8 protein-coding genes are annotated in these 7,560 nt (G+C 61.4%); 1 reads left to right on the top strand and 7 read right to left on the bottom strand.

Annotation, left to right across the window (positions count from 1 at the left end; all coding sequences use genetic code 11):
• Nucleotides 1–15: 15 nt before the first annotated feature.
• Nucleotides 16–777 carry an SDR family oxidoreductase gene (locus ACM6IK_RS17055; protein WP_414875251.1) on the bottom strand — a complete coding sequence of 254 codons (762 nt, stop codon included), beginning with the start codon at nt 775–777 and terminating at the stop codon, nt 16–18.
• 236 nt (nt 778–1,013) lie between these two features.
• Here ACM6IK_RS17055 and ACM6IK_RS17050 point away from each other — a divergent pair, with 236 nt between their 5' ends.
• A complete protein-coding gene (locus tag ACM6IK_RS17050) occupies nt 1,014–2,018 on the top strand; it encodes an NADP-dependent oxidoreductase (protein ID WP_218427395.1) in 1,005 nt (334 codons plus the stop codon).
• A 114-nt stretch (nt 2,019–2,132) separates the two neighbouring features.
• Here the strand turns inward: ACM6IK_RS17050 and pyrF are convergent, their stop codons facing one another.
• From pyrF to ACM6IK_RS17020, 6 genes are all read right to left on the bottom strand, one after another.
• Nucleotides 2,133–2,831 (bottom strand): orotidine-5'-phosphate decarboxylase, encoded by a 699-nt coding sequence (pyrF, locus tag ACM6IK_RS17045; RefSeq protein WP_414875250.1) that lies wholly within the window; start codon nt 2,829–2,831, stop codon nt 2,133–2,135.
• A gap of 275 nt (nt 2,832–3,106) precedes the next feature.
• Nucleotides 3,107–4,162: an AI-2E family transporter gene (locus tag ACM6IK_RS17040; protein ID WP_414875249.1), complete on the bottom strand. Its 1,056-nt coding sequence runs from the start codon at nt 4,160–4,162 to the stop codon at nt 3,107–3,109.
• Between the two features lie 69 nt (nt 4,163–4,231).
• Nucleotides 4,232–5,038 carry a DUF4892 domain-containing protein gene (locus ACM6IK_RS17035; protein WP_414875248.1) on the bottom strand — a complete coding sequence of 269 codons (807 nt, stop codon included), beginning with the start codon at nt 5,036–5,038 and terminating at the stop codon, nt 4,232–4,234.
• A gap of 8 nt (nt 5,039–5,046) precedes the next feature.
• Nucleotides 5,047–5,706: a glutathione S-transferase family protein gene (locus tag ACM6IK_RS17030; protein WP_414875247.1), complete on the bottom strand. Its 660-nt coding sequence runs from the start codon at nt 5,704–5,706 to the stop codon at nt 5,047–5,049.
• A gap of 50 nt (nt 5,707–5,756) precedes the next feature.
• On the bottom strand, nt 5,757–6,611 hold the full coding sequence (locus ACM6IK_RS17025; RefSeq protein WP_414875246.1) for an alpha/beta hydrolase: 855 nt from the start codon (nt 6,609–6,611) through the stop codon (nt 5,757–5,759).
• The gene (locus ACM6IK_RS17020; RefSeq protein ID WP_414875245.1) at nt 6,608–7,414 is read right to left on the bottom strand and encodes an alpha/beta fold hydrolase; all 807 of its coding nucleotides are present in this window, start codon (nt 7,412–7,414) and stop codon (nt 6,608–6,610) included. Before ACM6IK_RS17020 ends, ACM6IK_RS17025 begins: the two co-directional genes overlap by 4 nt.
• Nucleotides 7,415–7,560: the final 146 nt, after the last annotated feature.

Here is a 7,560-nt window from a genome sequence, read left to right as displayed (position 1 = left end):
TAGCGATGCATTGCTTCAGAACGCTGTTACGCCACCGTCCACTGCCAACGAATGCCCCGTAGTGAACGCCGCGCCATCGCTGCACAGGTACAGCACCGCGCTGGCGATCTCTTCGACTTTGCCGATGCGACCGACCGGATGCATGGCGTTGGCGAACTCGCCTTTTTTCGGGTCGGTTTCATAAGCGCGACGGAACATATCCGTGTCGATCACCGCCGGGCATACCGCATTGACCCGGATCTTTTTCTTGGCGTACTCGATGGCCGCCGACTTGGTCAGGCCGATCACCGCATGCTTGGAGGCCGCGTAGATGCTCATTTTCGGCGCAGCCCCAAGGCCGGCCACCGATGCCGTATTGACGATCGCGCCGCCCCCTTGCGCCAGCAGCAGCGGCAATTGGTATTTCATGCACAACCAGACGCCTTTGACGTTGACGCCCATGATCGCGTCGAACTCGTCGAGCGTACCTTCGGCCAGCTTGCCTTTCTCGATTTCGATGCCGGCATTGTTGAAGGCATAGTCGAGGCGACCGTAAGTATTGATCACCTCCTCCATCAGATTTTTTACATCGCTTTCCAGGGTAACGTTGCAGCGTACGAAGGTCGCTTCGCCACCGGCTGTACGAATCAGCGCCACCGTGCCCTCACCGCCCGCCGTATCCATATCGGCCACCACGACCTTCAGGCCCTCGGCGGCAAATGCCTGGGCGGTCGCACGGCCGATACCGGCCGCCCCGCCTGTCACCACAACCACCTGGCCGGAAAACGTCATGCTCATTGTTATGTCCTCGAAGAGAAGAAAGCGGGGAATCGCGCAGGACCAGTCTAGCCATGGAGGTCTTGAACTCGGCAGCACTATCAAGGCTCCGGTTGGGCGCCCATGAGTTGCAGTGATGGAACTGCCGTACCAACTATCACTGCACTGGATCAACCTGCATTCGCCGCATCAGCCGAACTTGCGGCATCGTCCCTGACCGGCTATCAACAAAGCTTCATTCATCTTGAGCGCCTGCCATGACCTCCCAGACCAATCGCCAATTCCTGCTCGCCAAACGTCCGGTCGGCGCGGCGACCCGCGAGACATTCACCTACCAGGAAATACCGGTCGGCGAACCGGCGGCGGGTCAGATCCTGGTCGAAAACCAATACCTGTCCCTGGACCCGGCCATGCGTGGCTGGATGAATGAGGGCAAGTCCTACATCCCGCCGGTCGGGCTCGGCGAAGTCATGCGCGCCTTGGGTGTAGGCAAAGTCATTGCCTCGAACAACCCGGGGTTCGCGGTCGGGGATTACGTCAACGGGGCCCTGGGCGTGCAGGATTTCTTCCTCGGCGAGCCGCGAGGCTTCTACAAGGTCGATCCGAAACTGGCACCTCTGCCACGTTACTTGTCGGCACTGGGCATGACCGGAATGACGGCGTACTTCGCCCTGCTCGACGTCGGCGCTCCGAAGGCCGGTGACACCGTGGTGCTGTCGGGTGCAGCCGGCGCGGTCGGCAGCATCGCCGGGCAGATCGCCAAGATCAAAGGCTGCCGTGTGGTAGGCATCGCCGGCGGCGCGGACAAGTGCAAGTTCCTGATCGATGAACTGGGTTTCGATGGTGCTATCGACTACAAGAGCGAAGACGTCCTTGCCGGCCTCAAGCGCGAGTGCCCGAAAGGCGTCGACGTGTATTTCGATAACGTCGGTGGCGACATTCTCGACGCGGTGTTGAGCCGCCTGAACATGAAGGCGCGGGTGGTGATTTGCGGTGCCATCAGCCAGTACAACAACAAGGAGGCGGTCAAGGGCCCGGCTAATTACCTGTCGCTGCTGGTCAACCGCGCGCGCATGGAAGGCTTTGTAGTGATGGACTACGCCGCCCAGTACGCCAGCGCCGCCCAGGAAATGGCCGGCTGGATGGCCAAGGGGCAGCTCAAGAGCAAGGAAGACATCGTCGAAGGACTGGAGACCTTCCCGGAGACGCTGATGAAATTGTTCAATGGCGAGAATTTCGGGAAGTTGGTACTGAAGGTTTAACACCAAACCAATGTAGGAGCGAGCCTGCTCGCGATGGCGGTGTATCAGCCAGCATAAAGGTCGACTGATACGCCCTCATCGCGAGCAGGCTCGCTCCTACAGGTTTAGCGGTGTTTAAGCGATTTCAGCCACGACCGAAGCCAGCGCCTTGGCCGGATCCGCCGCCTGGCTGATCGGACGACCGATCACCAGATAGTCGGAACCGGCATCCAGCGCCTGGCGTGGCGTCAGAATACGGCGCTGATCGTCCTGGGCGCTGCCCGCCGGGCGAATTCCCGGGGTCACCAGTTGCAGCGACGGATGCGCCGTTTTCAGGGCCTGGGCTTCCAGGGCCGAGCACACCAGGCCGTCCATCCCGGCTTTTTCCGCCAGGGCGGCCAGGCGCAGAACCTGCTCTTGCGGTTCGATGTCCAGACCGATACCCGCCAGGTCTTCACGCTCCATGCTGGTCAACACGGTCACGCCGATCAGCAGCGGTTTCGGACCGCTACGCCGATCCAGCACTTCACGGCATGCAGCCATCATGCGCAGACCGCCAGAGCAATGCACGTTGACCATCCACACGCCCATTTCCGCAGCCGCCTTGACGGCCATCGCGGTGGTGTTCGGGATGTCGTGGAACTTGAGGTCCAGGAACACTTCGAAACCCTTGTCGCGCAGGGTGCCGACGATTTCCGAAGCGCAGCTGGTAAACAGTTCCTTGCCGACTTTGACCCGGCACAGCTTCGGGTCCAACTGATCGGCCAGCTTCAGTGCGGCGTCACGGGTAGGGAAATCCAGGGCGACGATGATAGGAGTCTGGCAGGCGGACATGAGTGGGCTCTCAGGCAAGTCGAAATCGGCGCGCATTGTAGCGGAACCAGCGCCGCTGCGGGACCCGATGATCGGTAAATCGTCGCGACGGCTCTGGCAAGACTAGCCTTCAAGGCCATTGTGTCGAGCTCGATACATACACGACACGCCCGCAACACCCGGGCCCGCTACCCTCGGCAACCGCAACATGCACCTGATACTTCAACAGAACCTGTGTGGAGCGGGCTTGCTCCGGGCGGCGTTCCGAGCAAAAGGCCCTAGGCAGAATACAAATTTCAGGGCCGGCGATCTTCAGCCCGTGCCTGGGTCTTGCTCCAGTCGATCAACAGGCTGTAGGCCACGGCCAGCAACGTCGGGCCAATGAACAGGCCGATAAAGCCAAAGGCAATCAACCCGCCAAACACCCCAAGCAGCACAATGACCAGCGGCAGGTTACCGCCACGGCTGATCAGGTACGGCTTGAGCACGTTGTCGACACCGCTGATGACGAATGTGCCCCAGATGCCGAGGAATATGGCCAGCCCGTACTCGCCTTTCCAGACCAGCCACGCGGTTGCCGGAATCCATACCAGCGGCGGGCCCATCGGGATCAGGCTGAGCATGAACGTCACGATGCCGAGCACCAACGCACCCGGTACGCCGGCAATCAGGAACCCGATCAGCGCCAGGATCGCCTGGGCCGCCGCGGTGCCGATCACACCGTTCACCACCCGCTGTACCGTGCCCGCCACCAGGTCGATGTAGTAGCCGGCCCGTTGACCAATCAGCCGCTCCAGCAACGTGAGGACAAACGCCGCCAGACGCGGCCCGTCACGATAGAAAAAGAATACGAAGACGATGCTCAGGGTCAGTTCGAGAATACCGCCGCCGATTTGCGCGCTGCGCGCCAGCAACCAGTTACCCACCTGCCCCAGATAAGGCTTGAGCGACAGCATCATCGCCGCGCCCTGCTCATCGATGCTGTTCCAGATCCCGACCAGCCGCTCGCCCACCAAGGGAATCGAACCCAGCCACACCGGTGCTTCGGGCAGCCCCTCGACCTGCGCATCCTTGATGAATGCCGTGGCATCTCGCACATGATCGGCAAGGTTGAAACCCAGCCACACCAGCGGTGCCGCTACCAGCACCATCCACCCCAGCGTTAACAAGGCCGCCGCCAGAGACTCGCGGCCATTGAGCCAACGGGTCAACAAGCGCATCAGCGGCCAGCTGGCAAATGCCAGGACCGCGCCCCAGAACATCGCCGACCAGAACGGCGCCATCACCCAGAAACTCGCGCCGAACAACGCCACAAGCAGGATCTGCACCAACAGGCGATCGTTATTGATCATCAAAAGTCTCGAAAAAGTCAGTCCGCAAAAGAGTAGGCGAACGCAGCGCGCACGCTCGCCAGGTACAGCCTAGCGCAATAGCTCGATGTGCAGGCCAGAGCCTTCGGCACTGCCGGTTTCCATCCGCGCGGCACGCACGCCCTGGCCAATCAGGGCCTGACGCCAGGCTTCGGCATTCGCTCCGGAAATACTGACCCGCAAAGTGGTGTCCAGATTCAGTCCGCGAGAAATCAGGCGTAGCCAGGTCTCGTCAGGTGCGCTGTTCAACGTGGAAAAATCGAGCTCACCGGTGCTCTTGAGTTCACGCAGCAAGGTCGCAGAAGTCGGCAATAGCTCGCCCAGCGGTGCCGAAGCTTCGAACTGTTCGACATGCAGGTAGGCTTTGCGATTACCGCGGGTGATGCTGTACAGCGCGACGAGCGTGTTGTCCCTCGGAGCGGCCAGTCGCAGCAGTAGATAGGCTTGTTGATCGTCGGCGCCGTACAGCTTGGCGTTGCCGAAGACTTGATTGGCCCAGAGGCTGCTTTCGCCGCAATCGCGCGCCTGGCACCAAAAGAGCAACCCGGCGCCCTGCTGTTGCAAAGCCTCGCGGGCAGCGGTGAACGCCTCGATGGATGAATGCTCCGATGGCAACTCGTAGGTCACCGAAGTGACGTTGCCGCGGGCACTGACCTGACCGTCGAAACGTAACTGGCCACTGATTTTACGAATCGAACCCAACGGGTAGATCCGCTCCAGTTCGGCGGCGGGGCGATAATCGACGATCCTGGCGTCGACCATGCGCGGCACTATCGGCAGGTCCTGACTGCCCGGAACATCGGCGGCGAACGACAAGGGACTGAAACTGCACAGCACCAGCAAACTGAATGAACGCATGGATAGACTCATCGGATCAGCATGGCCTGGGCGCCCTTGATGACACTGGCTTCATCGGCGCGTTGCGGTACCTGCAGACCACGCTGCACCGCCGGCCGGGCCTCCAGGGTCGCCATCCAGCGCTGCAACGCCGTCAAGCCCTCCACCGAGACGCCCGACCACTCGTAGCCGCGCACCCAGGGAAAGGTGGCGATGTCGGCAATGCTGTACTCGCCAGCGAGGAACTCCACGCTTTGCAACCGCGTGTCGAGCACCTCGTAGAGGCGGCGGGTTTCATGTTGATAGCGGTCGATGGCGCCCTGGAGTTTTTCCGGAAAGTAGCGGAAGAACACGTTGGCCTGCCCCTGCATCGGGCCGATGCCCCCCATCTGGAACATCAGCCACTGCAATACCAGCGAACGTCCTTTGGGGTCGCTCGGCATCAGCTTGCCGGCCTGTTCAGCGAGGTAAATCAGGATGGCGCCGGATTCGAACACGGCGAAATCGCCATTGGCGCGGTCGACAATCGCCGGAATCCGGCCATTGGGGTTGATCTTGAGGAAGTCCGCGGACTTCTGTTCCTTCTTGTCGAAACTCAGGGCATGCACCGTGTAGGGCAGGCCGAGTTCTTCGAGCACGATAGAAACCTTGTGGCCATTCGGGGTCGCAGCGGTGTAGAGATCTATCATGGTTGTCTCCCATTTCAACCCGCCAAGCCTCGACAGTTGCCCGGCGCAAGTCAAGGAATGGCGAAGAACCGATTGAAACAGTCTGCGACAAGCTCGGCACCTAACTCATCATTCAGGTGCAAATGGTGGCCGCCTGGCAGCTGTTCCCGGCTAAAGGGTAGACGCTCCAGCAGTTCCGGGTGTTTGGCGAGCATGCCGTCGGCGGCAACCACCAGTGTTGCAGGACACTTGATCCGCTGGACGAAGGCCATGGCCTGTTCGGTGGTAAGACGCAGTGGCGATGGCAGTGTGAGGCGATTGTCGGTGCGCCAGGTGTAACCGCCCGGCACCGGCATCAGACCCCGCTGAGCCAGCAGTTCAGCGGCCTCGCGGCTGACCGCCACCAGGCCCTTCATGCGCGCTTCGATGGCTCGGTCGAGGGTGGCGTAGACCGGTTTGCGCTTTTCCCGCAGATCCAGTTGCGCTTGCAGGGCCATGCCCATGCGCTCGGCAGCGTTTTCACCGTTGTCTGTAGGAGGAATGATGCCGTCGATCAACGCCAGGTGGGTGACCCGCTCGGGCATCGACCCGGCGATGATCAGCGAAGCAATGGCGCCCATCGAATGCCCCATCAACGCAAATTTGCGCAGTCCAAGCTGTTCGGCGACCTGCAGCACATCGTGGGCGTAGTCCCACATGGCGTAACCGGCTCCCGGCGGGCGATGCCCGGAATGACCGTGACCGGCCATGTCCAGGGCGATGATGCGCAGGCCCTTGAGCTTCGGCGCCAGACGGGCAAAGCTGTTGGCGTTGTCCAGCCAGCCATGCAAGGCAATGACCGGCAAACCGTCTTCAGGACCGAACAGGTGTGCCGCCAGTTCGATGTGCGGCAGGCTCAGGCGGACCTCTTCGACGACGTGGTTCATGCGCAATCCTGTTGTCGACGGCTGTCCCAGCGGTAGAACAGGCCTTTGAGCATTTCAGCGGTATCCAGGGGACGTTCGAGCGGAAACATGTGGCCACCGGGCATGGTCAACGACTCGCCCAACGGCAGGCGGTCGACCGAACTGGCGTGATGGCGCATGACCACACGGCTGTCGTGCCCGCGAACCACCGCCAGCGGCACTCGCAACTGCCGGGTGCCGGCCGGGCTGGTGTGCGGCACGCCGCGATAGATGCTGATTTCCGTGGCCGGGTCGAACCGCAGGCGCAGCTTGTCGCCGACCTGGTGCAAGCCATGTTGCAGGTAGGCATCGAAGCATTCCGGGTCGAAGCCGCGAAACAGGGTTTTACCGGCGAAATACTTGCGCGCGCTTTCGAGGTCGGCGAATTCTTCACGACGACCGAGGGTACGGCCGGCCGGGGTCAGGCGATCAATGAAGCCGAAGCGTTTGGCCGCCCGGATGACCCATCGATCGGTTCGGGTCAGCACTGGCGAGTCGAGCATCACCACCCCGCGGTACAACTCAGGACAGCGCAAGGCCGCATGCAGGTGCAACACGCCACCGAAGGAGTGGCCGACGCCCCACACGGGCTCGGCCTGTCGTTGCAGGTGATGGATCAGCTCATCCACCAGGTTGTACCAGTTGTCGTCCGCCGGGAAACGCGGGTCGTGGGCGTGCTGCTCCAGATGCGTCACCTGAAACTCGGGTGCCAGCGCCGCAAACAGCTTGCCGTAGGTCCCCGAAGGAAAACCGTTGGCGTGGGCGAAAAAGATCTGTTGCGACATACCTGCAAATCCATGAGCGAGAACAGGCATTGATTGTCCGCAAGACCGCGTCCGGCAGCAATGACCGTAACTGCCAGGAATGATGACAGACCTGCCGTGGCTATGACGCCACTGAGGGCGGCACCTGTTATTTCTGACAGTTGACT

The organism is Pseudomonas sp. IT-196MI5 (assembly GCF_949767415.1).
Lineage (GTDB): Bacteria > Pseudomonadota > Gammaproteobacteria > Pseudomonadales > Pseudomonadaceae > Aquipseudomonas.
This window is presented reverse-complemented; position numbering and strand designations above follow the sequence as displayed.